At 69.8% G+C, this 23,013-nt stretch carries 23 protein-coding genes; 9 read left to right on the forward strand and 14 right to left on the reverse strand.

Going from position 1 to position 23,013, the window contains the following annotated elements:
- Nucleotides 1–167: 167 nt before the first annotated feature.
- Entirely contained in the window at nucleotides 168–569 is a 402-nt protein-coding gene (locus tag OHA11_RS16470; RefSeq protein WP_266496932.1) for a hypothetical protein, read from the reverse strand.
- A gap of 127 nt (nucleotides 570–696) precedes the next feature.
- On the opposite strand from OHA11_RS16470, the gene OHA11_RS16475 reads away from it, so the two are divergent.
- Nucleotides 697–1,344, forward strand: coding sequence for a uridine kinase (locus tag OHA11_RS16475; RefSeq protein ID WP_266496934.1), 648 nt, complete (start codon nucleotides 697–699; stop codon nucleotides 1,342–1,344).
- Between the two features lie 430 nt (nucleotides 1,345–1,774).
- Here OHA11_RS16475 and OHA11_RS16480 read toward each other — a convergent pair whose 3' ends face one another.
- A complete protein-coding gene (locus tag OHA11_RS16480) occupies nucleotides 1,775–2,536 on the reverse strand; it encodes a SigE family RNA polymerase sigma factor (protein ID WP_266496937.1) in 762 nt (253 codons plus the stop codon).
- A 263-nt stretch (nucleotides 2,537–2,799) separates the two neighbouring features.
- Here OHA11_RS16480 and afsQ1 point away from each other — a divergent pair, with 263 nt between their 5' ends.
- From afsQ1 to OHA11_RS16505, 5 genes are all read left to right on the forward strand, one after another.
- A complete protein-coding gene (gene afsQ1, locus OHA11_RS16485) occupies nucleotides 2,800–3,477 on the forward strand; it encodes a two-component system response regulator AfsQ1 (RefSeq protein ID WP_217452845.1) in 678 nt (225 codons plus the stop codon).
- A complete protein-coding gene (locus tag OHA11_RS16490; protein WP_266496949.1) occupies nucleotides 3,474–5,075 on the forward strand; it encodes a HAMP domain-containing sensor histidine kinase in 1,602 nt (533 codons plus the stop codon). The genes afsQ1 and OHA11_RS16490 overlap by 4 nt, the downstream gene beginning before the upstream one ends.
- Nucleotides 5,075–5,740 (forward strand): hypothetical protein, encoded by a 666-nt coding sequence (locus OHA11_RS16495; RefSeq protein WP_266496951.1) that lies wholly within the window; start codon nucleotides 5,075–5,077, stop codon nucleotides 5,738–5,740. The genes OHA11_RS16490 and OHA11_RS16495 overlap by 1 nt, the downstream gene beginning before the upstream one ends.
- Nucleotides 5,741–5,908: 168 nt before the next feature.
- Nucleotides 5,909–6,475, forward strand: coding sequence for a VanZ family protein (locus OHA11_RS16500; protein ID WP_266496954.1), 567 nt, complete (start codon nucleotides 5,909–5,911; stop codon nucleotides 6,473–6,475).
- A gap of 94 nt (nucleotides 6,476–6,569) precedes the next feature.
- Nucleotides 6,570–6,776, forward strand: coding sequence for a PspC domain-containing protein (locus OHA11_RS16505; RefSeq protein WP_266496956.1), 207 nt, complete (start codon nucleotides 6,570–6,572; stop codon nucleotides 6,774–6,776).
- Nucleotides 6,777–6,865: 89 nt separating this feature from the next.
- Here the strand turns inward: OHA11_RS16505 and OHA11_RS16510 are convergent, their stop codons facing one another.
- Together OHA11_RS16510 and OHA11_RS16515 are read right to left on the reverse strand one after the other, a co-directional pair.
- On the reverse strand, nucleotides 6,866–7,219 hold the full coding sequence (locus tag OHA11_RS16510; protein WP_266496958.1) for an ATP-binding protein: 354 nt from the start codon (nucleotides 7,217–7,219) through the stop codon (nucleotides 6,866–6,868).
- 125 nt (nucleotides 7,220–7,344) lie between these two features.
- On the reverse strand, nucleotides 7,345–8,511 hold the full coding sequence (locus tag OHA11_RS16515; RefSeq protein WP_266496961.1) for an adenosine deaminase: 1,167 nt from the start codon (nucleotides 8,509–8,511) through the stop codon (nucleotides 7,345–7,347).
- A gap of 113 nt (nucleotides 8,512–8,624) precedes the next feature.
- Here OHA11_RS16515 and OHA11_RS16520 point away from each other — a divergent pair, with 113 nt between their 5' ends.
- A complete protein-coding gene (locus tag OHA11_RS16520) occupies nucleotides 8,625–9,386 on the forward strand; it encodes an alpha/beta hydrolase (RefSeq protein ID WP_266496963.1) in 762 nt (253 codons plus the stop codon).
- A gap of 77 nt (nucleotides 9,387–9,463) precedes the next feature.
- Here OHA11_RS16520 and OHA11_RS16525 read toward each other — a convergent pair whose 3' ends face one another.
- A complete protein-coding gene (locus OHA11_RS16525) occupies nucleotides 9,464–10,417 on the reverse strand; it encodes a LysR family transcriptional regulator (RefSeq protein WP_266496965.1) in 954 nt (317 codons plus the stop codon).
- 62 nt (nucleotides 10,418–10,479) lie between these two features.
- On the opposite strand from OHA11_RS16525, the gene OHA11_RS16530 reads away from it, so the two are divergent.
- Nucleotides 10,480–11,787: an MFS transporter gene (locus OHA11_RS16530; RefSeq protein WP_266496967.1), complete on the forward strand. Its 1,308-nt coding sequence runs from the start codon at nucleotides 10,480–10,482 to the stop codon at nucleotides 11,785–11,787.
- A gap of 251 nt (nucleotides 11,788–12,038) precedes the next feature.
- Nucleotides 12,039–13,046, forward strand: a complete 1,008-nt coding sequence (locus OHA11_RS16535) for a sigma-70 family RNA polymerase sigma factor (RefSeq protein WP_266496970.1) — start codon at nucleotides 12,039–12,041, stop codon at nucleotides 13,044–13,046.
- Here OHA11_RS16535 and OHA11_RS16540 read toward each other — a convergent pair.
- From OHA11_RS16540 to OHA11_RS16580, 9 genes are all read right to left on the reverse strand, one after another.
- Nucleotides 12,939–13,325 carry an STAS domain-containing protein gene (locus OHA11_RS16540; protein WP_266507221.1) on the reverse strand — a complete coding sequence of 129 codons (387 nt, stop codon included), beginning with the start codon at nucleotides 13,323–13,325 and terminating at the stop codon, nucleotides 12,939–12,941. The two genes, OHA11_RS16535 and OHA11_RS16540, sit on opposite strands and share 108 nt — an antisense overlap.
- A gap of 161 nt (nucleotides 13,326–13,486) precedes the next feature.
- Nucleotides 13,487–14,071, reverse strand: coding sequence for a Uma2 family endonuclease (locus OHA11_RS16545; RefSeq protein ID WP_266496973.1), 585 nt, complete (start codon nucleotides 14,069–14,071; stop codon nucleotides 13,487–13,489).
- Nucleotides 14,072–14,210: 139 nt separating this feature from the next.
- Entirely contained in the window at nucleotides 14,211–15,494 is a 1,284-nt protein-coding gene (locus OHA11_RS16550; protein ID WP_266507223.1) for a thymidine phosphorylase, read from the reverse strand.
- Nucleotides 15,495–15,576: 82 nt separating this feature from the next.
- Nucleotides 15,577–15,993, reverse strand: a complete 417-nt coding sequence (locus OHA11_RS16555) for a cytidine deaminase (RefSeq protein ID WP_266496975.1) — start codon at nucleotides 15,991–15,993, stop codon at nucleotides 15,577–15,579.
- Nucleotides 15,990–17,255: an ABC transporter permease gene (locus OHA11_RS16560; RefSeq protein WP_266496977.1), complete on the reverse strand. Its 1,266-nt coding sequence runs from the start codon at nucleotides 17,253–17,255 to the stop codon at nucleotides 15,990–15,992. Before OHA11_RS16560 ends, OHA11_RS16555 begins: the two co-directional genes overlap by 4 nt.
- Nucleotides 17,252–18,382 (reverse strand): ABC transporter permease, encoded by a 1,131-nt coding sequence (locus OHA11_RS16565; protein WP_266496978.1) that lies wholly within the window; start codon nucleotides 18,380–18,382, stop codon nucleotides 17,252–17,254. Before OHA11_RS16565 ends, OHA11_RS16560 begins: the two co-directional genes overlap by 4 nt.
- On the reverse strand, nucleotides 18,382–20,007 hold the full coding sequence (locus tag OHA11_RS16570) for an ABC transporter ATP-binding protein (protein ID WP_266496979.1): 1,626 nt from the start codon (nucleotides 20,005–20,007) through the stop codon (nucleotides 18,382–18,384). The genes OHA11_RS16565 and OHA11_RS16570 overlap by 1 nt, the downstream gene beginning before the upstream one ends.
- 420 nt (nucleotides 20,008–20,427) lie before the next feature.
- A complete protein-coding gene (locus tag OHA11_RS16575) occupies nucleotides 20,428–21,477 on the reverse strand; it encodes a BMP family protein (RefSeq protein ID WP_266496981.1) in 1,050 nt (349 codons plus the stop codon).
- A 284-nt stretch (nucleotides 21,478–21,761) separates the two neighbouring features.
- The gene (locus tag OHA11_RS16580; protein ID WP_266496982.1) at nucleotides 21,762–22,817 is read right to left on the reverse strand and encodes a BMP family protein; all 1,056 of its coding nucleotides are present in this window, start codon (nucleotides 22,815–22,817) and stop codon (nucleotides 21,762–21,764) included.
- Nucleotides 22,818–23,013: the final 196 nt, after the last annotated feature.

The following is a 23,013-nucleotide window of genomic DNA, read 5'->3' on the forward strand; positions in this document are numbered from 1 at the left end:
TCCGCCGCGCCCGTCGTACTGACGGGCCACCGTCCGTCGTGCCGACGGCCGCCGAAGACGGGAGAGCCGCGCTTCCCCTCCGTCCGGGGGAGGCGCGGCTCTCTCTTCGGCCTTCGCACGGATCGCCGCCGCACAACGGGACGCCGTACTACGGGCTGTCGCACGGCTCAGCGCAGCAAGCCCGTCGCCGGGCCCAGTACCGGAACGGCGCCCAGCGACTGGGCCTGGGCCACCGGTGCCGTCAGCGTGGTCGTCGCCAGCGGCGGGAAGTCGGCGACCTGCGTGGCGAGTCCGTTGTCGAGGGGGTCGACACCCGTGCCGGCCAGCGGGTTGGGCTTCAGTCCCGCGACCGGCCCGGTCACATGGCCCACGGTCCCGGTCGGCGCCTGGACGCCCGCCTGCGGGTCGATGTCGCCCACCGAGGTGGGCCGGGTGCGGACCCCGTCCACGGCGGGGCCGGTGGCCGCGGCCACCGAGGTAGCGCCCGCGCCCACCGCGATGCCCGCGGTCGTGAGGGCCAGCAACACGCGCCGGGCGGTCGGGTTCTGGGAGTCCGAGAGTCGTGCCATGGCTGCTGCCGCCTTCTGCCGCGCAAAGTAATCAGGTTGACACTAAGGGTAGTTGAGGTGTGATGCCCACTCCAAAAGCGACCCGCGGGGTCGGCCGGGGACGCGCGATACGTCAGACTGGTGACTCGTGAGTTCCCATCTCCCGAATTCCGCGACAACCGCCCGCGTCGTGCTGCTGTGCGGCCCCTCCGGCTCCGGCAAGTCCCTGGTCGCGGCCCGCTCCGGCCTTCCGGTGCTGCGGCTCGACGACTTCTACAAAGAGGGCGACGACCCGACGCTGCCGCAGGTGGCGGGGAGTTCGGACATCGACTGGGACCACCCGCTGTCCTGGGACGCGGACGCCGCCGTCGCGGCGATATCGGAGCTGTGCCGGACGGGGCGTACGAGCGTTCCGATGTACGACATCGCCCTGAGCGCGCGCAGCGGTGAGGAGACCGTCGCCATCGAGGGAGCGTCGGCCTTCATCGCGGAGGGCATCTTCGCCGCGGAGATCGTGGCGCGGTGCCGCGAGGCCGGAGTGCTCGCCGACGCGCTGTGTCTCAACCGCGGGGCGGTGGCCACGTTCCGGCGGCGGTTCCTGCGGGATCTGCGGGAGGGGCGCAAGTCCGTGCCGTTCCTGCTGCGTCGCGGCTGGCGGCTGATGCGGGCCGAGCGGTCGATCGTGGCCCGGCAGACCGCGCTCGGCGCGTACCCCTGCGACAAGGCCGAGGCCCTGGACCGGCTGGCCGCGGCGGCAGCCGGGCACCACGCGGCACCACGCCCGACAACGGCGTAGCGACGACGGCGTGGGGACGACGGCGTGGCGACGACATCACCGGCGGCGCGGAAGCAAGTGCCGTAACCAGCGCGCACACGATGCGCACGGGACGGCGCACCCGACGGCACACGCGAAACGACGGCACACACGAAAGAAGGTCCAAACAGACCCCCCGGTCTGTCTGGACCCGCTCTCGTTTCCCCGTGATCCCCCGCGGTCCCCCGTGACCCCGTTGGTTCCCCCCGGTAGTGCTCCCCCGTGCTGTCCGCCGCCTCCCCCCGGAGTGGCGAACATTCTCCGTCCGTCGCCTCCCCCGAAGTGACGGACACCCTTTGCCCGCCGGCTCCCCCCGGAGCGGCGAACGCCTTGCTTGCCCGCCGCCTCCCCCGAAGCGACGAACATCCTGCCCGCCGCCTCCCCCCGGAGTGGCGGACATCCCCCGCAGCCTTCAGGCGACAAGCTCCCCGAAGGACTCCTCCTCGTCACGGCCGAAGCTGAGGACCTGGTCCTCGCGCATCCGGCGGAGCGACCGCCAGATGCTGGACTTCACCGTGCCGACACTGATGTCGAGGATCTCAGCGATCTCCGGGTCCGTGCGGCCCTCGTAGTAGCGGAGGACCAGCATGGTGCGCTGGAGTTCGGGCAGCCGGGCGAGCGCCTGCCACAGAACGGCGCGCAGCTCGGTGCCGCGCATCGCGTCCGTGTCGCCGGCCGTCTCCGGCAGCTCCTCGGTCGGGTACTCGTTCAGCTTGCGGCGGCGCCACGCGCTGATGTGCAGATTGGTCATCGTGCGGCGGAGGTAGCCCCCGACCGCGGCCTTGTCGCTGATCCGGTCCCAGGCTCGGTAGGTCGAGAACAGTGCGCTCTGCAGCAGGTCCTCGGCCTCGAAGCGGTCACCGGTCAGGTGGTAGGCGGTTGCGTACAGGGAGGCGCGGCGCTCCTGGACGTAGGCGGTGAACTCCGCCTCCGACGCCGAACGACGCTCCCCCGAGCCCTCCCCGTACGCTGCCCCCGTTCCCCCGTGGGCAACCCCCGTGTTGCTTCCCCCCACCTGCGCGTCAACCACCGTCATGTACGACCCGGTGTGCTGACGCCCGGTGCCGCGAGCGCACCCCCGCCCGCTCACGGCACCGGACTTCTCCGTGCTCCTCGTGACGTCGTGGAGACGCGTGACAACTGCGCCAGTGTTGGTGCTGTGCAGCGTGTTCATCTCGCGCCCCCCGTCGTGGAGTTCCGGTTCTGCGGTGCTTCCTTGCCTGTGACGAAAAGCTTGCCGGGGCCACTTCATGACGGTGTCCCCCGACTGTCACAGACCTGTCACAGGGGTTCAGCCCAGTCACCTCACAGACCGATCACAGAGAAGCGTCGTACGGCTACTCATCCGGCACCTGTTCCCCCTACTCGTACGCGGGACATGTGTGGGAGCGCTCCAACAGTCGATACACCGCCACGTCATGGGACAGAATGACGTCCGTGCCTTCCCTGTTGCTGATCGAGGACGACGACGCCATCCGGACGGCCCTGGAGCTCTCTCTGACGCGCCAGGGACACCGGGTGGCCACCGCTGCCACCGGCGAGGACGGTCTGAAGCTGTTGCGTGAGCAGCGGCCGGATCTGATCGTCCTCGACGTGATGCTGCCCGGCATCGACGGCTTCGAGGTGTGCCGACGCATTCGGCGCACCGACCAGCTGCCGATCATCCTGCTGACCGCACGCAGTGACGACATCGACGTCGTCGTCGGACTGGAGTCCGGCGCCGACGACTATGTCGTGAAACCCGTGCAGGGGCGGGTGCTCGACGCCCGGATCCGGGCCGTGCTGCGCCGCGGCGAGCGCGAGGCGAACGACGCGGCGACGTTCGGTTCGCTGGTCATCGACCGCGCGGCGATGACCGTGACGAAGAACGGCGAGGATCTCCAACTGACGCCCACCGAGCTGCGGCTGCTCCTGGAACTGAGCCGGCGGCCCGGACAGGCGCTGTCCCGCCAGCAGTTGCTGCGGCTGGTGTGGGAGCACGACTACCTCGGCGACTCGCGGCTCGTCGACGCGTGTGTGCAGCGGCTGCGCGCGAAGGTGGAGGACGTGCCGTCGTCCCCCACCTTGATCCGTACCGTCCGGGGTGTCGGCTACCGGCTGGACAATCCTCAGTGACCAAACCGCAGGACAAGCTCCGCGGCTGGGCCGCGGCGCGCAAGAGGATACTGGCGGGTCTGCGCTTCACCAGCCTGCGGCTGCGCCTGGTCGTGGTGTTCGGGCTGGTCGCGCTCACCGCCGCCGTGTCGGCGTCCGGGATCGCGTACTGGCTCAACCGCGAGGCCGTGCTCACCCGTACGCAGGACGCGGTGCTCGGCGACTTCGAGCAGGCGATGCAGACCCGCGCCAGCACGCTGAGGCCGCATCCCACGCGGGGGGAACTGCAGCGCGCCGCCGGGCAGATGGCGAACAGCAGCCAGCGCTTCAGCGTGCTGCTGCTCGCTGAGGACGAGAACGGCAAGACCGTGCGCGGGAACTCCGACCTGGACACCTTCACGCTGGAGGACGTACCGAAGTCCCTCCAGAAGGCGGTGAACAAGGAGCAGGAGATCTCCTCGAACAACAAGTACACCTACCACCTGTACTGGCAGCGGATAGTCCAGGGCGACAAGCCGTATCTCGTGGGCGGCGCGAAGGTGATCGGCGGCGGGCCGACCGGCTACATGCTCAAGTCGCTGGAGCCGGAGGCGAAGGACCTCAACTCCCTGGCCTGGTCGCTGGGGATCGCGACCGGGCTCGCGCTGATCGGCTCGGCGCTGCTCGCGCAGGCCGCCGCGACGACCGTACTGAAGCCGGTGCACCGGCTGGGCACCGCGGCCCGGCGGCTCGGCGAGGGCAAGCTGGACACCCGGCTGCGGGTGTCGGGCACGGACGAACTCGCCGATCTGTCACGGACGTTCAACCGCACCGCGGAGTCGCTGGAGAAACGGGTCGAGGACATGAGCGCCCGCGAGCAGGCTTCCCGGCGGTTCGTGGCGGACATGTCGCACGAGCTGCGGACGCCGCTGACCGCGATCACGGCCGTGACCGAGGTGCTGGAGGAGGAGCTCGACGCGGAGACCGGCAGCGTCGACCCGATGATCGAGCCCGCGGTCCGGCTCGTCGTCAGCGAGACCCGGCGGCTGAACAACCTCGTGGAGAACCTCATGGAGGTCACCCGCTTCGACGCGGGCACGGCCCGGCTCGTCCTCGACAACGTCGACATCGTCGACCAGATCACCGCGTGCATCGACGCGCGGGCCTGGCTGGACGCGGTGGACCTGGACGCCGAGCGCGGCCTCATGGCGCTCGTCGACCCGCGCCGCCTGGACGTGATCATGGCGAACCTGATCGGCAACGCCCTCAAGCACGGCGGCTCCCCGGTGCGCGTGTGCGTGCGCGACGAGGGCAATGACCTGGTCATCGAGGTCCAGGACCACGGTCCCGGCATCCCGGAGGACGTCCTGCCGCACGTCTTCGACCGCTTCTACAAGGCGAGCGCCTCCCGGCCGCGTTCCGAGGGCAGCGGCCTCGGCCTGTCCATCGCCCTGGAGAACGCCCATATCCACGGCGGTGAGATCACCGCCACGAACTCGCCCAAGGGCGGCGCCGTCTTCACCCTGCGGCTGCCGCGCGACGCCTCGGAGCTCCGGGACCCCGACAGCCCTGACAGCCCCGAGAACGCCGTGCACGCGGACCCGGCCGACGTCGGCGACCGCACCGAGGGGGGCGCGTGATGTTCGGACGACATGCATGGGGCGTACGCCGGACGCGTGCGGCCTCCGCACGGGGCCGCCGGACGCGTGCGGCTCGTCTCGTGCTCGCCGTGCCGTTGCTGGCCGTGGCCCTCGCCGGGTGCGGGATCCGGGCGACGGAGGTGCCGACCGACTTCGGTCCCGCGCCCTCCCGGGTGCCGTGCACGCTGACCGCCCCCGACATCGGTACGCAGTCCTCGCGCGGGATCCTCGTCCAGGTCTTCCTGCTCTGCTCCTCGCAGCTGGCGCCGGTGGACCGGACCGTGCGCATCGGGGCCGGACCGGCGGACACGGACCGCGTACGGGGCGCGCAGGCGCTCCTCGACGAGCTCTCCGAGCCGCCGTCGGACGCCGAGCAGCAGGCGAACTACACGACGAGCGTGCCGGACGGCCTGACGGTGAACGGCCCGAACCGCGGCGACCCGGACGACACCCTGCGTCTGAGCACCCGGCCCACGGACCTGTCGTCGTACGCGCTCGCCCAGATCATCTGCACGTTCAGCGACTCGGCGGCCGCCGCCGACGGCGCCATGGTCACACTCGGCGGGCCCGGTACGGACACCCCGCGCCGCTACGAGTGCACGGAGGCGGTGCGCTCCCGCCCGGGCACGGAGACCCCGCCGCAGACGGAGACCGAGGGGACCTGAGCTTCCCGGCCAAGCCCCCGCCAGGCCTCCGTCAAGCCCCCGCCAGACCCCTGTCAGGTCCCCGCCAGGCCTCCACCGGGCCCCCTCTGTGGCGCACGCCTCACCCGTGCAGGCCAAGCGCCGCCGTCACACGGAACCGATCCTGCCGGTGGCAGCGTCTTGGGTGGCGTGCAGCGTCAAGGCTCGGACGGCAGCAGCGCCGTGATCCGCTTCCGTGCGACGGGGAGTGTCCTCCTCGTCGCACATCTCGCGCTCGTTGCCTGGTGCACGCTGCGGCCCCTGGACGTGCCCTGGGTGAGCGCCGCGAACCTGCGTCCGTTCGCGAGTATCCGGGCCGATCTGGCGCTGGGCCCCGAGGCCGCCGCCCGCGCCATCGGCAAGGGCCTGCTGCTGCTCGCCCCGCTGGGTGTCCTGCTGCCCCTGGCGGGCGGCAGACTCGCCGTCTCCCCGCTGCTGTCCCTGCTGCGTACGGTCGCCGCCGGCGCCCTGCTCTCGCTGGGCATCGAGCTCCTGCAGACCGGGGTGCCCGGGCAGGTCGTGGATGTCGACTCGCTGCTGCTGAACACCGTGGGCGTGGCACTGGCCCACGTCGCCGTGGTGCCCGCCGCCCGGGCCGTACTGCGCCACCGGGCCGAGATGCTGCGCCGGGCCGCCGCCCTCCGCCGGAAGGAAGCGTCCGAGGAGACGACTCAGGGTCGGACCCCGACGATTCCCAGGGTCGGGATCGCCCCGTAGAGCGACGCTTTGCCCCCTTCGGATCCGTAGCGTTGACGACAGATGAGGCAGCCACAGGGGAAGCCTCGGACCGACGCTCACGAAGGAGCCGTTCATGAACCGCCTTGCCCGCCCCACCGACGGCCGGATGATCGGCGGAGTGTGCGCCGCGCTGGCTCGGCGCTTCGGCACCTCCGCGACCACGATGCGGGTGATCTTCCTGGTGTCCTGCCTGCTGCCTGGCCCGCAGTTCCTGCTCTACATAGCGCTGTGGATCCTGTTCCCCTCCGAGGACAAGGCCACCACCCGTACCGCTTGGTGACGCGCTCCGCACGCACAGACGCCGATGGGGCGCACCCGAGCGGGGTGCGCCCCATCGGCGCGTACGAGGGTGGCGCCCAGGTGCCGGACTCAGCCCAGCGGAATCCCGTTCACCGGCTGGCCGTGCGTGGGCAGGCCCTGGGGCGGCAGGCCCCCGAGCAGACCGGCGGCCGGCGCGGCCGGACCCTCGGCGAGGGGATTCGCGACGGCCGGCTGGGCGGCGGCGAGGCCGCTGCCGAGCGCGTTCTCACCCTGGGCGACCGACTCACCGGCGCCGGGCAGGGTCTTGGTGACCCCGTCCACCGGCAGCGTGCTGGTGGCGGTGGAGAGCACCGAGGTGGCGTCCGGAACCGCCGGGGCCGCGTTGGCGGCACCCGCGCCCGCGGCGGCGAAGGCGGCACCGAGAGCGGCGACACCGAGGGTCTTGGCAGCAGACTGCTTCATCTTCGTCCTTGCATGCTGTGACGGGGATTGGAGCGGTCCGAAACGGTAATCACGTGCGAGCTCGCGCCGCAAACATCGAAAAACGGCCGAGTCGTCATCACCCGGCCGCTTCCCGTACCTCTTCTTCAGCCCTCTTCGCTCACAGAACCGCTGGTGGAAGCGGTTTGCTGGAACAGCCATTCGGACTTCAGCTCGGCATAACCGGGCTTGATGACGTCATTGATCATGGCCAGTCGTTCATCGAAAGGAATGAATGCTGATTTCATCGCATTGACTGTGAACCACTGCATGTCGTCGAGCGAATAACCGAAAGCGTCGACAAGGTGCTCGAATTCCCGGGTCATGCTGGTGCCGGACATCAGACGGTTGTCGGTGTTCACGGTCGCCCGGAAGTGCAGCCGCCGCAGCAGCCCGATGGGGTGCTCGGCGTACGAGTCGGCGGCGCCCGTCTGGAGGTTGGAACTGGGGCACAGCTCCAGCGGGATCCGCTTGTCGCGCACGTACGAGGCGAGGCGGCCGAGCTTCACGGAGCCGTCCTCGTGGACCTGGATGTCGTCGATGATGCGCACGCCGTGGCCGAGCCGGTCGGCGCCGCACCACTGGAGCGCCTGCCAGATGGAGGGGAGTCCGAAGGCCTCGCCCGCGTGGATCGTGAAGTGGTTGTTCTCCCGCTTCAGATACTCGAAGGCGTCGAGGTGACGGGTGGGCGGGAAGCCGGCCTCGGCGCCCGCGATGTCGAAGCCGACCACTCCGCTATTGGGGCCGGGGCCGCGGTAGCGGTTGGCGAGTTCGGCGATCTCCAGGGAGCGGGCCGCGTGCCGCATGGCGGTCAGCAGGGCGCCGACCCGGATCCGGTGACCGTCCTCGCGGGCCCGCCGCTCACCTTCCCGGAAGCCCTCGTTGACGGCCTCGACGACCTCTTCGAGGGTGAGCCCGGCGTCGAGGTGCTGCTCGGGCGCGTACCGCACCTCGGCGTAGACGACGCCGTCCTGGGCGAGGTCCTCGGCGCACTCGGCGGCGACACGGACGAGCGCCTCGCGGGTCTGCATGACGGCACAGGTGTGCGCGAAGGTCTCCAAGTACCGCTCCAGTGACCCGGAGTCGGCGGCCTCCCGGAACCAGATGCCGAGCTTGCCGGGGTCGGTCTCGGGGAGATTGGCATAGCCCGTGTCGCGGGCCAGGTCGACGATCGTCCCGGGGCGCAGGCCCCCGTCGAGGTGATCGTGCAGAAGGACCTTCGGCGCCTGGCGGATCTGCTCCGAACTCGGAGTGTTCTTGGTCTGGCTCGTCATCTCCGCACCCTAACGCCTACGCGCGTAGATCGCCTGTTGTGAGGAACCGTCGATACCCAATGGTGACCGTGCGGACGGATGGCGTACAGCATGGCTTCTGACACTGTTCTGTCATGGCACAGCAAGCGACGCCGGTTCGCACGGCCCGGCTCGGGCGGGCACTCGGTACGGAACCGACGGCGGTGAGCGGTGTGGTGCTGCTGTTGCCGGGCGGCGAGGAGGCCTCGGCCCGCAGACCGTCACCGATGCTGGCGACCGCGTCCGTACGGGCGTTGGGGCGCCGGCTCACCCGCGCGGGGCGGGACGAGGGGCTGGTCGTGCACGTGGTGCACTACCGGTTCCGGGGCTGGAACGGTGCGGAGGCGCATCTGGCGCGGGATGCCTCATGGGCCGCGGACGAGGTCGTACGGCGGTACGGGGACGTGCCCGTGTGTCTCGCGGGGGTGGACATGGGCGGGCGGGCCGCGCTGCGCGCCGGTGGCCACCCCGCCGTCAACTCCGTGCTGGCGTTGTCCCCTTGGCTGCCCGAGGAGGATGTCGCCGCGCCGCCCGAACCGGTGAAGCAGCTCGTGGGGCGGCGGGTGCTGATCGTGCACGGCACGAACGACGAGCGGACCGATCCCGAGCTGTCGTTCCGGCTGGCGGCCCGGGCGAAGAAGGCGAACCGGGACATCTGCCGGTTCGAGGTGCACTCCGACGGGCATGCGTTGCACGCGTTTCGCGATGAGGTGTTCGCATTGGCGGAGGATTTTGTGATGGGGGCGTTGTTCGGGCGGCCTTTCGCCCGGCCCGTGGAGGATGCGCTTGCGGCTCCGCCGCCGTTGGGGTTGCGTATGCCGCTTGCCTCCGGATTTGGGCGGTCCCTTCGCCGTTGATGGCTGGGGCCCCGGGGGTGTGCGGGTTCGTTGTGGCTGGTCGCGCAGTTCCCCGCGCCCCTGAAGGGCCGCCCTCGTCACTCTGGGAGCAAGGTTCCCCTCTTTGACAGTAGGAACTTCTTGAAGGCTGCCACGGGAGGCGTGTCCGGGTGACCGTCCAGCCAGGCCACGCCGATTTCTCTTGCCGCTCTTGGGGCTGTGACCGTCAGTTCCACAACTCCTGGGCGGGGTACCGCCGGTGGGGGCAGGAGGGCTACGCCCAGGCCCGCTGCCACCAGGCCCCGCAGTGTTTCCGCCTCCTCTCCCTCGAACGCCACCCTTGGGCGGAAGCCCGCCTGTTGGCAGAGGTCGTCGGTGATGCGGCGGAGGCCGTAGCCGGGTTCCAGGGTGACGAAGGTTTCGTCGGCGGCCTCGGCCAGGCGGATGCGGCGGCGGGAGGCGAGGCGGTGGTCCGCGGGGACGACCAGGCGGAGTTTCTGTTCGTCGAGGCGGCGGGCCACGAGGTCGGGGGCGTCCGGGACGGGGGACGTGAGACAGAGGTCCAGTTCGCCGGAGCGCAGGCCCTCGATCATGGCCTCGCCGTAGTTCTGGACGAGGCTGAAGCGGACCCGGGGGTGGTCGGCGCGGAAGGCGCGGATCAGGCCGGGGACCGTCTCGGAGCCCATCGTGTGCAGGAAGCCGAAGGCGACCTTGCCGGTGGCCGGGTCGGCGTCGGCGCGTACCTCGTCGGCGGCCCGCTCGATCTCGGCGAGGGCTCGCTCGACCGAGGCGAGGAACGTGCGGCCGGCCGGAGTGAGGGAGACCGTGCGGCCACTGCGGGCGAACAGGTCCACGCCCAGGTCCTGTTCCAGGCGGACCATCGCGCGGGACAGCGTCGACTGCGGGACCTGCATCTCGTGTGCGGCCCGCGTGACGTGCTCGGTACGGGCGACGCCGGCGAAGTACGCGAGGCGTGGGGCGAGAATCGCGACGATGTCTTCTGTGTCACTGGACGGTGACAGGCGGGTCTCTGACCTCTGCTGATGCATCACGGGAACGATTATGACGATTCCATGCATTGGACGGATGAGGGAGAGGGTTTTAGGTTCGAAACATGCCTTCCGCAAGTACCGAGGCGCCCGCCACCGTGGGCGCCTCCGCAGCCACCATCGTTCGCTCCGAAGCCGCTCCCGTCGCAGCCGTCGCCGTCGACTCCCGTATGACCCCGGGCGGGCCCGGCTACCGCCGGATGAGCCTCGCGCTCTTCCTCGCGGGTGTCGCGACCTTCGCGCTCCTCTACTCCACACAGGCCCTGCTGCCGCTGATCTCCGGCGACTTCGGGGTCACCGCGAGCACGGCGAGCTGGACGGTGTCGGCGGCGACCGGTGCGCTGGCACTGTTCGTCCTGCCGCTGAGCGCGGTGTCGGAGCGGTTCGGCCGTCGCACGGTGATGACGGCGTCCCTGGCGATCGCGGTGACCGTCGGACTGCTGGTGCCCTTCGCCCCTTCGGTCGGCTGGCTGATCGGGCTGCGGGCGGTACAGGGTGCGGCGCTGGCCGGGCTGCCCGCCTCGGCGACCGCGTATCTGGCGGAGGAAGTCCGGCCGAAGGCGCTGATCACCGCGATCGGCCTGTTCGTGGCGGGCAACAGCGTCGGCGGTATGAGCGGCAGGGTCATCACCGGCTGGGTCGCGCAGGAGTGGGGCTGGCGGGTCGCCGTCGGGACCATCGGACTGCTCGCGGTGGGCTGCGCGGTGGCCTTCCGGCTGCTGCTCCCGGCGCCGAAGCACTTCAAGGCCGGTTCGCTGCGGCCCACGGTGCTGGCCCGTACGGTCCGCGGCCACCTCGCGAACCCGCTGCTGTGCAGGCTGTACGCGATCGGCGCGCTGTTCATGACCGTGTTCGGCGCCGTCTACACGGTGATCGGCTACCGCCTCACGGACGCCCCGTTCTCGCTGCCGCAGGGCATCATCGGCTCGGTCTTCCTCGTCTACCTGGTCGGCACGGTCTCGGCCTCGACGGCCGGGAAGCTGGTGGGCCGGCTCGGGCGGCGGGGCTCGCTGTACCTGGCGGGCGGTACGACGACCGCGGGTCTGCTGATCTCGCTGGCGGACTCCCTGCCGCTGGTGCTGCTCGGCCTGGTACTGATCACCGCGGGCTTCTTCGCGGGCCACGCGGTCGCGTCCTCCTCGGTCAGCCACACCGCCAAGGAGGGCCGCGCACAGGCCTCCGCGCTCTACCAGTCCGCCTACTACCTGGGCTCCAGCGCGGGCGGCACGCTCGGCGCGATCGCCTTCCACTCCGGCGGCTGGGCCGGGACGGTGGCACTCGGGCTGCTGGCGGTGATCGGGGTCGTGACGATCACGGTGGTCGGCTCGCACGCGGCGCGGGCGCAGCGCCGCCTGGTGGCCGTACACCACTGAAGACATCGCGGGCGCACGGCGAACGCACCGAGGGCACACCACGGGCGCACCGCGGGCGCACCGCGGGTCGGCTTTCGAATATCGGCGAGCTTTCGAACATACGGGTGCAGGTCGGGACGACAAACTGTCCTGACCTGCACCTTTTCCGTCTCGGGGAGCCATTGTCAGTGGGCTGCGGTAGCTTCCGAGGTGCCGGCATCGCAACGGTGCGGTGAAGGTGACGACGAACATGCCACAGGGGTGGGTTGGCCATGAGCGACGGTACGGCGACGGTGGAGGACCTCGACGTCCGGCTTGAGAAGCACCGGGTCGAGTTGACGGGGTACTGCTACCGAATGCTCGGCTCGTCCTTCGAGGCGGAGGACGCGGTCCAGGACACACTGGTGCGCGCCTGGCGCAGCTACGACAAGTTCGAGGGCCGCTCCTCGATGCGCTCGTGGCTGTACCGGATCGCGACGAACGTATGCCTGGACATGCTGACGGCGGGCAACAAGCGGGCCCGCCCGGTGGACCTGACGGACTCGACCCCGCTCGCGCAGGCGGCACTGACCCCGCGCCCGGACAACACCTGGCTGGAGCCGATGCCGGACGCGCGCGTGCTGCCGACGGTCGCCGACCCGGCGGAGGCCGCCGTCGCCAAGGAGTCGGTGCGCCTCGCCTTCATGGCCGCCCTGCAGCAACTGCCGCCCAAGCAGCGGGCCGTGCTCATCCTGCGCGAGGTCCTCGCGTGGAAGGCGAGCGAGGTCGCCGAGCTGCTCGGCACGACGGTCGCCTCGGTCAACAGCGCGCTCCAGCGGGCCCGGGCGACGCTCGCCGAGAGCGACAGCGCCGCGGCCCGTGCCGCCACGTCCGACCCGCTGGACGAGGAGCAGCAGAAGCTCCTGGAGCGCTATGTGGCGGCCTTCGAGGGGTACGACATGACGGCACTCACGGCACTGCTGCACGAGGACGCCGTGATGACGATGCCGCCGTTCGACCTGTGGCTGACCGGCCCCGAGGACATCACGGGCTTCATGACGACGCTCGGGGCGCCCTGTGCGAACTCGCACCTGGTACCGGTCGCGGTGAACGGCCTGCCGGGCTTCGCCCAGTACAAGCCGGATCCGGAGACGGGTGGCTACACGGCGTGGGCGGTGCAGGTCCTGGAGACGTCAGAAGGCCGGATCACCGGGTTCCACTGCTTCCTCGACACGAAGCGGTGGTTCCCGCTGTTCGGGCTGCCCCTCAACCTCGAAGAGGAGGCCGACAAGAGCGAGTAGCGCACGCAGGGCGGAGTCCGGATCGCGCAGTCTGATCCGTCCTCCGGCGCGACGGGCGGCGAGCTGCATCCTGGCGAGCGCGTCGACGGTGGTCAGACCTGGTGGTCCGAGACCGGCGACATCGCAGACCACGACCCCGGCTCTGCTGCTCTCCAGCCGCGCGCGCACGTCCTCGCACAGCCTCGGCACCTCGTCTCGGGCGACGGGGCCGGGCAGTACGAGTACGGCAGGTGTCATGGCGTCCACGACCGGTAGACCGGACGGCGACACGGAACTCATCGCTGCCCGCTCACAGAACACGAAGCCGAGGTAGCGCAAGGTCACATTGACCTGGTCGTGGCCTGCCCCAGAGGGTTCGGCGTATGCCCCACGAATCGGCACCCGTCCGACCGATTACGGTGGTGGCGCCCCGCAGAAGAAGGCGCCCACCGCCACGTCCCTCAGTCGATGGGGAACTCTCTGGTGTCGATGGCGAGGTCGAAAGGAGCGGGCAACTTGATGGTCTCGCCGAACTTGGCGACGCTCAGGGGGCGGTAGACGTCGCCCTGCGGTTCTCCGTAGAGCGTCGCGGTGGGGCCTTCGGGGGCCCAGCGGTCGACGAGAAGGTACAGAGGAATGCCTGCGGTGGCGTAGGCGGCGGGCTTGCTGATGCGGTCGTGGCGGGCGTTGGACTTGGAGGTGACCTCGACGACGAGTTCGGCGAGGGCTGCCGGAATGTGGGTGTCGGTTTCCGCGTCCTCCCGGACAGGGGCCACCACGATGTCCGGGATGAGCATACCCAGACGCGATGGCACGGCGATGGCCAATGTCTGGAAGACCTCCCAGTCCTCGGGGATCACTGAGTAGAGGCGGCGCTGGATGCGTGCCGCGATCACGTTATGGCGGTACGCGGGAGCAGGTGACACGGTGATGATCCCCTCAATGATCTCCACCTTGCTGCCCTCGGGCCATTCCATCTCCTCCCAGAACCGGACAAGGTCGTCCCAGTTCCGGTCGGGCTCCTGGCTCACGGTGAGTGCGCTCATGGCGGTCTCCTATCGGTGCGTCACCGATCCCAGCATGCCGAACGGGACCAGTGCAGGTCCACCGATCCCGTTCACCCGTACGAGGGCCCCTGACATCAGCGGCCTCCGGCCTCGGGCCAGGTCAGGTCGGTCAGGTCGGTCAGGCGATGCGTTCCAGCACCACCGGCACGGGCGTGTACGCCGTCCCCGGTGCCGCCACGTCGTACGAACCCTCGATTGCCGCCAGGGCGTACTCGAAGCGGTCCGGGGTGTCCGTGTGGAGGGTGAGGAGGGGCTGGCCCTCGGTCACCGTGTCGCCCGGCTTGGCGTGCAGCTCGATGCCTGCCGCCGCCTGGACCGGGTCCTCCTTGCGGGCGCGGCCCGCGCCGAGGCGCCAGGCCGCGATGCCGATGTCGTACGCGTCGAGGCGGGTCAGGACGCCCGAGGCCGACGCCTTCACCACGTGCTGTTCCCTAGACGTCGGGAGCGGGCCGTCCGGGTCGCCGCCCTGGGCCGCGATCATGCGGCGCCACGCGTCCATCGCCGAGCCGTCGGCCAGCGCCTTCGCCGGATCGGCGTCCTTCACGCCCGCCGCGTCGAGCATCTCGCGGGCCAGGGCGAGGGTCAGTTCGACGACGTCCGCGGGGCCGCCGCCCGCCAGGACCTCCACCGACTCGCGGACCTCCAGCGCGTTGCCCGCCGTCAGGCCCAGCGGGGTCGACATGTCCGTGAGGAGCGCGACCGTCCTCACGCCGTGGTCCGTGCCCAACCCGACCATCGTGGACGCCAGTTCGCGCGCGTCCTCGATCGTCTTCATGAACGCGCCCGTGCCCACCTTCACGTCCAGGACCAGCGAGCCCGTACCCTCCGCGATCTTCTTCGACATGATCGAGGAGGCGATCAGCGGGATCGACTCCACCGTGCCCGTCACGTCCCGCAGCGCGTACAGCTTCTTGTCCGCCGGGGCCAGGCCGTCGCCCGCCGCGCAGATGACCGCGCCGACCTCGTCCAGTACGGAGAGCATCTCCTCGTTCGAGAGCAGCGCGCGCCAGCCCGGGATCGACTCCAGCTTGTCGAGGGTGCCGCCGGTGTGGCCGAGGCCCCGGCCCGACAGCTGCGGGACCGCCGCGCCGCAGGCCGCCACGAGCGGGGCCAGCGGGAGGGTGATCTTGTCGCCGACGCCGCCCGTGGAGTGCTTGTCGGCGGTCGGGCGGGACAGGGACGAGAAGTCCATGCGCTCGCCGGAGGCGATCATCGCGGCCGTCCAGCGGGCGATCTCGCCGCGGTTCATGCCGTTGAGCAGGATCGCCATGTTGAGGGCGGCCATCTGGTAGTCGGCGACCTCACCGCGCGTGTACGCGTCGATGACCCAGTCGATCTGTTCGTCGCTCAGCTCGCCGCGGTCCCGCTTGGTGCGGATGACGGAGATGGCGTCCATCGACAACAACGTCATGGCTTTCCTTCCGAAGTGCAGCGGCCCCTCCCGGTGCCCTGGAGGCACGCGACGCGGAGGGGCCGACCGTGAATTACTTGCGGAGATGCCCCGGCCCGAAGGCCTGCGGCAGCATCTCCGAGAGCGGCAGGATCCCGGCAGGGGTATCCATGATCAGATCCGGGCCGCCGAACTCGTACAGCAGCTGGCGGCAGCGGCCGCACGGTACGAGGATCTCGCCGCGGCGGTCCACGCAGGTGAAGTGCGTGAGGCGGCCGCCCCCGGTGTTGTGGAGCTGCGAGACCAGACCGCACTCGGCGCACAGCCCGACCCCGTACGAGGCGTTCTCGACGTTGCACCCGGAGATCACCCGGCCGTCGTCGACCAGCGCCGCGACGCCGACCGGATAGCCCGAATACGGGGCGTACGCGCGGGACATGGCCTCGCGGGCCACCTCCCGCAGGGCCTGCCAGTCGACCTCGGCCGCGGATCCGGTTTCGGCGGACGTCACGTGCCCTGCCCCCGCCGGTACGGCATGCCGTCCGCCTTCGGCATCCGCAGCCGCTGGGCGGACAGCGAGAGGACGAGCAGCGTGATGACGTACGGCGTCGCGGAGACGACCTGGTTCGGCACCACGTCGGTGAGCGCGTACCAGGTGAACATCAGCACGCCGACGGCGAAGGTGATCACGGCGGGCACGTACTTCTTCCTGACCAGCAGCCAGATCGCGCCGATGGCCAGCAGTATGGCGCCGAGCAGCAGCAGCGCGTGGACGTTCTCGGCGCCGCCGCGGAGGTTGAGGCTGTCGGTGTAGCCGAACAGGCCCGCGCCGAGGGCGAGTCCGCCCGGCATCCAGTTGCCGAAGATCATCGCGGCGAGACCGATGTAGCCGCGACCGCTGGTCTGGCCCTCCAGGTAGAAGGGGTTGGCGACGGTGGAGAGGAAGACACCGCCGAGGCCCGCCAGACCGCCGGAGATGATCACGGCCAGGTACTTGTACCTGTAGACGTTGACGCCGAGCGACTCGGCCGCGACCGGGTTCTCGCCGCAGGACCGCAGCCGCAGGCCGAAGGCCGTGCGCCACAGGATCCACCAGGTGGCCGGGATCAGCGCGACGGCGATCAGGGTCAGCCAGGAGACGTTGGTGACCAGACCGCCGAGCAGACCCGCGAGGTCCGAGATGAAGAACCAGCCCTTGTCGTTGAGGTCGACGAGCGCGTCGGACAGTCCTGGCACCGTGAAGTCGCCGATCGACTCGACCGGCGGGGACTGCTTGGCCGAGCCGCCCTGGACGCCCTCGAAGGCGAGCGGGGCAAGGTAGCGGGTGATGCCGAGGGCCAGGATGTTGATGGCCACACCGGAGACGATGTGGTTGACGTTGAAGGTGACCGTGACGATCGCGTGCAGCAGACCGCCGAGGCAGCCGCCGATGATGCCGATGATGACGCCGTTCCACGGGCCCCACTGGTAGCCGGCCCAGGCGCCGAACCAGGTGCCGAAGATCATCATGCCTTCGAGGCCGATGTTGACGACGCCCGCGCGCTCGGCCCACAGGCCGCCGAGACCGGCCAGGCCGATCGGGACGGCCAGTTCGAGCGCGGTGGACATCTGGCTGACGTTGGTGATGCCGTCGGCGCCGGTGATGATGCGGACGAGCGAGGTCAGCGCCAGGCCGCCCGCGATGACCAGCAGCAGGACGGGCCAGGTCAGCCGACGGCTGGTGGGCACCGCGGGCTGCAGCGAGGGCTGGTTGAGGTCGGTCACGGTGGTCATCGTCCGGCCACCTCCTTCTTGGTGTTGTTGTCGGAGGTGGCGCCGAGGACGTGGCCCGCCGCGAGTTCCGCGCCGACGCGGCGCTGCTGGCGGCGCAGACCCCATTCGCGTACGGCCTCGTACGAGACGACGACCGCGATCACGATCAGGCCCTGCATGATGACCGCGATCTCCTTGTCGTACCCGTGGAAGTCGAGCTCGGGCGAGGCCTTGTCCAGCCAGGCCCAGAGGAGGGCCGCGAAGGCGATGCCCGTCGGGCTGTTGCGGCCGAGCAGGGCGATGCCGATGCCGAGGAAGCCGATGCCGGTCGGGAAGTTGAGGCTGTAGGTGTGCGTGTCGCCGAGCAGGATCGGCAGGCCCGCGAGGCCGGCCAGACCGCCGGAGAGCAGCATGGCGGTGAGCACCATGCGCTTGGGGTTCACGCCGCTGGCCGCGGCGGCCGACTCGGAGGCGCCCGAGGCGCGCAGGTCGAAGCCGAAGCGGGTGCGGTTGAGGACGACCCAGTAGCCGATGCCGAGCAGCACCGCGAGGATCACGAGGCCGTAGATCTCGCCGGCGTCGCCCATGTCGAAGCCGGGGACCCAGCCGGACTCCTTCATCTCGCCGGTGGTGTTGTTGTTGCCGACCTTGACGCCGAAGACGTTGGGCAGCCAGAAGTAGGCGATGACGGAGGTCGCGATCGCGTTCAGCATGATCGTCGCGACGACCTCGCTGACCCCTCGGGTGACCTTGAGGACACCGGCGATGCCGGCCCAGAACGCGCCGGTGAGGACCGCGGTCAGGATCAGCAGCGGGACCTGGAGGACGGCCGGCAGGGCGACATGGGCACCGACGACCGCGGCCATCATGGCGGCGAGCTGGTACTGCCCGTCCACACCGATGTTGAACAGGTTCATCCGGAAGCCGATGGCCACCGCCAGCGCCGCGATGTAGTACAGCGAGGCCTGGTTGATGATCAGGACCTGGATGTCGGAGAACGTGGCCTGCTCGAACATGAGCGTGTACGGCTCGATCGGGTTCTTCCCCGAGGCGATCAGCACGACCGAGGTCAGCGCCACGGCCACGACGAGCGCGATGACCGGTCCGGCCACCGCGAGGAGCAGTCGCTCCTTGTCGAACTTCTTCATCAGCGGGCCTCGTCTTCCGGGGCGTCCGGGGTGTCTGTGCTCTCGGCGGTTTCGTCGAGCTCTGCCTGCTCTGCTTCCTCTGCCTGCACTTCTTCGAGCTGTTCTACGAGCTCTTCGTTCTCCAGGTGACCGGAGGCCGCGCCGGTCATGGCCGAGCCGAGCTCCTCCGGGGTGATGGTCGCCGGATCGGCGTCCGCGACCAGCTTGCCGTTGTAGATCACCCGGAGGGTGTCGGACAGACCGATGAGCTCGTCCAGGTCGGCGGAGATCAGCAGGACGGCGAGACCCTCGCGGCGGGCCTCGCGGATGTGGTCCCAGATCGCGGCCTGCGCGCCGACGTCCACCCCGCGGGTGGGGTGGGCGGCGATCAGGAACCGCGGCTTGTGGGTCATCTCGCGGCCGACGATCAGCTTCTGCTGGTTGCCGCCGGACAGCGAGGCGGCGGTGACGTCGATACCGGGCGTGCGGACGTCGTACGCCTCGACGATGCGGCGCGTGTCGTCCTGGGCGCCCTTGATGTCGAGCCAGACGCCCTTCGCGTTGGGCTTCTCGGTGACGTGGCCGAGGATGCGGTTCTCCCAGAGCGGGGCCTCCAGGAGCAGGCCGTGGCGGTGGCGGTCCTCGGGGATGTAGCCGATGCCCTGTTCGCGGCGCCTGCGGGTGGCCCAGGAGGTGATCTCCTCGGCGGCCAGCGTGATGGCCCCGGAGTCGGCGGGCTTGAGGCCGATGAGGGCCTCGATCAGCTCGGTCTGGCCGTTGCCCTCGACACCGGCCAGGCCCAGGATCTCGCCCTCGTGGATGGTGAAGCTGATGTCGTCGAGCAGGGCCTTGCCGCCGGGGGCGACCAGGCGCAGCTTCTCGACGGTCAGCACCGGCCGGTCGGTGACGGTCGACTCGGCGGTCTCCGGGGTGGGCAGTTCGCTGCCGACCATCAGCTCGGCGAGCTGACGCGGGGTGGTCTCGGACGGGACGGCGGTGCCGACCGTCGTGCCCCGGCGGATCACCGTGATGTCGTCGGCGACCGACAGGACCTCGCCCAGCTTGTGCGAGATGAAGATGACCGACAGTCCCTCGGACTTGAGCTCGCGCAGGTTGGCGAAGAGCGCGTCGACCTCCTGCGGCACGAGGACCGCGGTGGGCTCGTCGAGGATGAGGATCCGGGCGCCGCGGTAGAGGACCTTGAGGATCTCCACGCGCTGGCGGTCGGCGACACCGAGCTCCTCGACCAGGGCGTCGGGCCGCGCGCCGAGGCCGTAGCGCTCGGAGAGCTCGACGATCCGGCGACGGGCCTTGGCGCCGATGCCGTACGACTTCTCGCTGCCCAGGACGACGTTCTCCAGGACGGTGAGGTTGTCGGCGAGCATGAAGTGCTGGTGGACCATGCCGATGCCGCGAGCGATGGCGTCGGCGGGCGACGAGAAGGTGACCTGGTCTCCTTCGACGGCGATCGTCCCCTCGTCCGGCTTCTGCATGCCGTAGAGGATCTTCATCAGCGTCGACTTGCCGGCCCCGTTCTCGCCGACGAGGGCGTGGACGGTGCCCTTGCGGACGCTGAGGTGGATGTCGTGGTTGGCCACGACGCCGGGGAATCGCTTGGTGATCCCGGCGAGTTCGACCGCGGTCACCGATCCGTTGACCGCGCCGGCCGGAGGACTGCTTGACGCGTTGATGGCGCACTCTCCTGAAGGGAAAGGGGGTCGTCTACGCGCGTAGCGCCCCTACGGCAACATGAGGGGCCGACGCGCCGCGAGAACGGGGTACGGGGAGCCAGGCTCCCCGTACCCCGTTGAGCGGACGTAACCCCGCGGTTACGAGCGACTCCGGGAAAGATCGGTGTCCCGAACTTCCCCGGATCGCTAGGGGGTGTTTCGAAGGTCCTGTGCGGTGCCCGCGGTGTCCGGTGCGTGCTCTCGGTGTGCCGACCGGAAGCCCTCGTACTGGACGTACTTGGGCTTTCGGTCGGTGCAGCGAGAGCGCGTGCCGGGCGCCGTGGGTGCTGTGCGGGACCTTCGAAACACCCCCTAGCTGCTCCTGAGGTACTGCTGTCAGCTGGTCTTGACCTTGATCTCGCCGCCGATGATCTTCTCCTTGGCCGCCTGAACGGCTTCCTGGATCGCGGTGTCGCTCTTGAATTTCGGGTTGGAGTCCGCGAGGCCGACCTCACCGGACTTCAAATCGCCCCTGACGATACCGGTCCCCGGCTTGCCTTCCTCGACCGACTTCGCGAGGTTGTACACCGCCTTGGCGACGTCCTTCGTCGCGGAGGTGAGGATGGAGTCCTTGTACTTGCTCAGGGCTTCCTGCTGGTACTGGTCGGAGTCGACACCGATCGCCCACACCTTCTTGGCGGAGGCGGCCTCGATGACACCCTGCCCCGAAAGACCGGCCGCCGCGTAGACGACGTCGGCCTTCTTCTCGATCTGACCCTCGGCGGCCGTCTTGCCCTTGTCGGGGCTGGCGAAGCCGCCCTCCTCGGCGGTCTGCGTCAGGTACTGCGACAGGACCTTCACGCCGGGCTTGGTGTCCTTGACGCCCTGCGCGAAGCCCGCTCCGAACTTGTGGATCAGCGGGATGTCCACACCGCCGACGAACCCGACGGTGTTGGTCTTGGTCGCCTTGGCGGCGGCGACACCGGCGAGGTACGAGGCCTCCTGCTCGGAGAAGACCAGGTCCGCGACGTTCTCCGCCTCGATGGTGGAGTCGTCGACGATGCCGAAGGTGGTGTCGGGGTACTTCTCCGCGGCCGCCTTGACGGCCGGCGCGTAGGCGTAGCCGACGCCGATGACCGGGTTGTGCCCCTGCTTGGCCAGCGAGACCAGACGCTGTTCCTTGTCCGCGTCCGTCTCACCGTCGGTGGGCTCGATGTCGGCGGTCTCGTAGCCGAACTCGCTCTTCGCCTTCTCCAGACCCGCGAACGCCGCGTCGTTGAAGGACTGGTCGCCCTTGCCGCCGACGTCGTACGCGATGGCAAGACCCTTGTCGCCCTTCGAGTCCGCCGATCCGGCGGAGGTCGAGGTACCGCCACAGGCGGAGAGGACGAGGGCGAAAGAGGCGGCCGCTGCGCCTGCGAGCGCGATGCGGGGAACCCGGCGCATGTGTTGTGCTCCTGTTGTCGTACAAGCGCCGGGCGGAACACCTTCGGCGCTGGCTTCGCCGCAGATTAACGCGCGTAGACCTCCTAGAGAACCCCTTCTGTCCACCTTGTTATCCGCCTGTGCCCGAGCTCTCCCGCCGACCCGGGGCGGGCCCCCGGACCACGGAGGCCCGCCACGCCGGATGACCTGCGCGGGGAACACGGGAGCGGGCGGACATCGTCGATGCCCGCCCGCTCCTGTGACGTGGACCGCTTCGCCCATCGGGCATCGGTCCGCCCGTCCGACTACTCGGTCTTGACCTTGATGGTGCCGTCGATGATGCCCGCCTTGGCCTTGGCCACGGCGTCGGTGAGACCGGCGATCTCGCCCATCTTCGGGTTGCTGTCGGCGAGGCCGACGCCGTCCACCTTCAGGTCGAAGGTCTGGACCCCGGTCAGCGGCTTGCCGTCCTCGACCGACTTGGCGAGCGCGTACACCGCACCGCCGACATCCTTGAGCGCCGACGTCAGGATGTAGTCCTTGTACGCGGCCAGCGCCTCCTGGTTGTACTGGTCGGAGTCGACACCGATCGCCCAGACCTTCTTCTTGGCCGCGGCCTCGATGACACCCTGACCCGACAGGCCGGCGGCCTGGTAGACGACGTCCGCGCCCTTCTCCAACTGGCCCTCGGCGGCGGCCTTGCCCTTGTCGGGGCTGGAGAAGCCGCCCTCTTCGGCGGTCTGCGTCAGGTACTGCGAGAGGACCTTCACGCCGGACTTGGTGTCCTTGACGCCCTGCGCGTAGCCCGCCTCGAACTTGTGGATCAGCGGGATGTCCACACCGCCGACGAACCCGACGGTGTTGGTCTTGGTCGCCTTGGCGGCGGCGACACCGGCGAGGTACGAGGCCTCCTGCTCGGCGAAGACGAGGGACGCCACGTTGTCGACCTCGACCACGGAGTCCACGATGCCGAAGCTGGTCTTCGGGTACTTCTTGGCGGCGGCCTCCAGCGCGGGACCGTAGGCGAAGCCGACGCCGATGACCGGGTTGTAGCCCTGCTTGGCCAGCGAGACCAGACGCTGTTCCTTGTCCGCGTCCGTCTCACCGTCGGTGGGCTCGATGTCGGCGGTCTGGTAGCCGAACTCCTTCTTCGCCTTCTCCAGACCCGCGAACGCCGCGTCGTTGAAGGACTGGTCGCCCTTGCCGCCGACGTCGTACGCGATGGCAAGACCCTTGCCACCCGCGCTCTCGCTACTGCTGCTGCCGCCGCTGTCGCTGCTGGTGCCGCCGCAGGCCGTGGCCGCGAGTGCCAACGACGCGACCCCCACCGCGACGCGGGTCAGGCTGGATATCCGACGCATCTGTGGTTCCCCATTCTCCAAGCCCCGCAGTGGGTGCTGAGTTCGGCGCACATTAACGCGCGTAGACCCTTGAGGGAACGGGATAGCGCTTGGCCGTTATCCATTCGTGCCGATGGCCGGTTACGTCCTTGTGAACCCTGGGACCAAAAGGGCACACATGGTCATACAGCACCCACCACGACGGTCACGCTCCGCG

It is taken from the genome of Streptomyces sp. NBC_00878 (assembly GCF_026341515.1).
Lineage (GTDB): Bacteria > Actinomycetota > Actinomycetes > Streptomycetales > Streptomycetaceae > Streptomyces.

Excerpts from the sequence above, each read along its gene's own strand:
- OHA11_RS16575 (WP_266496981.1), bottom strand. The coding sequence starts at position 21,477 with ATGCGCCGGGTTCCCCGCATCGCGCTCGCAGGCGCAGCGGCCGCCTCT.
- OHA11_RS16540 (WP_266507221.1), bottom strand. The coding sequence starts at position 13,325 with ATGAGTTCCGTGTCGCCGTCCGGTCTACCGGTCGTGGACGCCATGACA.
- OHA11_RS16505 (WP_266496956.1), top strand. The coding sequence starts at position 6,570 with ATGAACCGCCTTGCCCGCCCCACCGACGGCCGGATGATCGGCGGAGTG.
- OHA11_RS16480 (WP_266496937.1), bottom strand. The coding sequence starts at position 2,536 with ATGAACACGCTGCACAGCACCAACACTGGCGCAGTTGTCACGCGTCTC.
- OHA11_RS16530 (WP_266496967.1), top strand. The coding sequence starts at position 10,480 with ATGCCTTCCGCAAGTACCGAGGCGCCCGCCACCGTGGGCGCCTCCGCA.
- OHA11_RS16520 (WP_266496963.1), top strand. The coding sequence starts at position 8,625 with ATGGCACAGCAAGCGACGCCGGTTCGCACGGCCCGGCTCGGGCGGGCA.
- OHA11_RS16560 (WP_266496977.1), bottom strand. The coding sequence starts at position 17,255 with ATGACCACCGTGACCGACCTCAACCAGCCCTCGCTGCAGCCCGCGGTG.
- OHA11_RS16515 (WP_266496961.1), bottom strand. The coding sequence starts at position 8,511 with ATGACGAGCCAGACCAAGAACACTCCGAGTTCGGAGCAGATCCGCCAG.
- OHA11_RS16580 (WP_266496982.1), bottom strand. The coding sequence starts at position 22,817 with ATGCGTCGGATATCCAGCCTGACCCGCGTCGCGGTGGGGGTCGCGTCG.
- OHA11_RS16510 (WP_266496958.1), bottom strand. The coding sequence starts at position 7,219 with ATGAAGCAGTCTGCTGCCAAGACCCTCGGTGTCGCCGCTCTCGGTGCC.
- OHA11_RS16545 (WP_266496973.1), bottom strand. The coding sequence starts at position 14,071 with ATGAGCGCACTCACCGTGAGCCAGGAGCCCGACCGGAACTGGGACGAC.
- OHA11_RS16470 (WP_266496932.1), bottom strand. The coding sequence starts at position 569 with ATGGCACGACTCTCGGACTCCCAGAACCCGACCGCCCGGCGCGTGTTG.
- OHA11_RS16535 (WP_266496970.1), top strand. The coding sequence starts at position 12,039 with ATGAGCGACGGTACGGCGACGGTGGAGGACCTCGACGTCCGGCTTGAG.
- OHA11_RS16565 (WP_266496978.1), bottom strand. The coding sequence starts at position 18,382 with ATGAAGAAGTTCGACAAGGAGCGACTGCTCCTCGCGGTGGCCGGACCG.
- OHA11_RS16495 (WP_266496951.1), top strand. The coding sequence starts at position 5,075 with ATGTTCGGACGACATGCATGGGGCGTACGCCGGACGCGTGCGGCCTCC.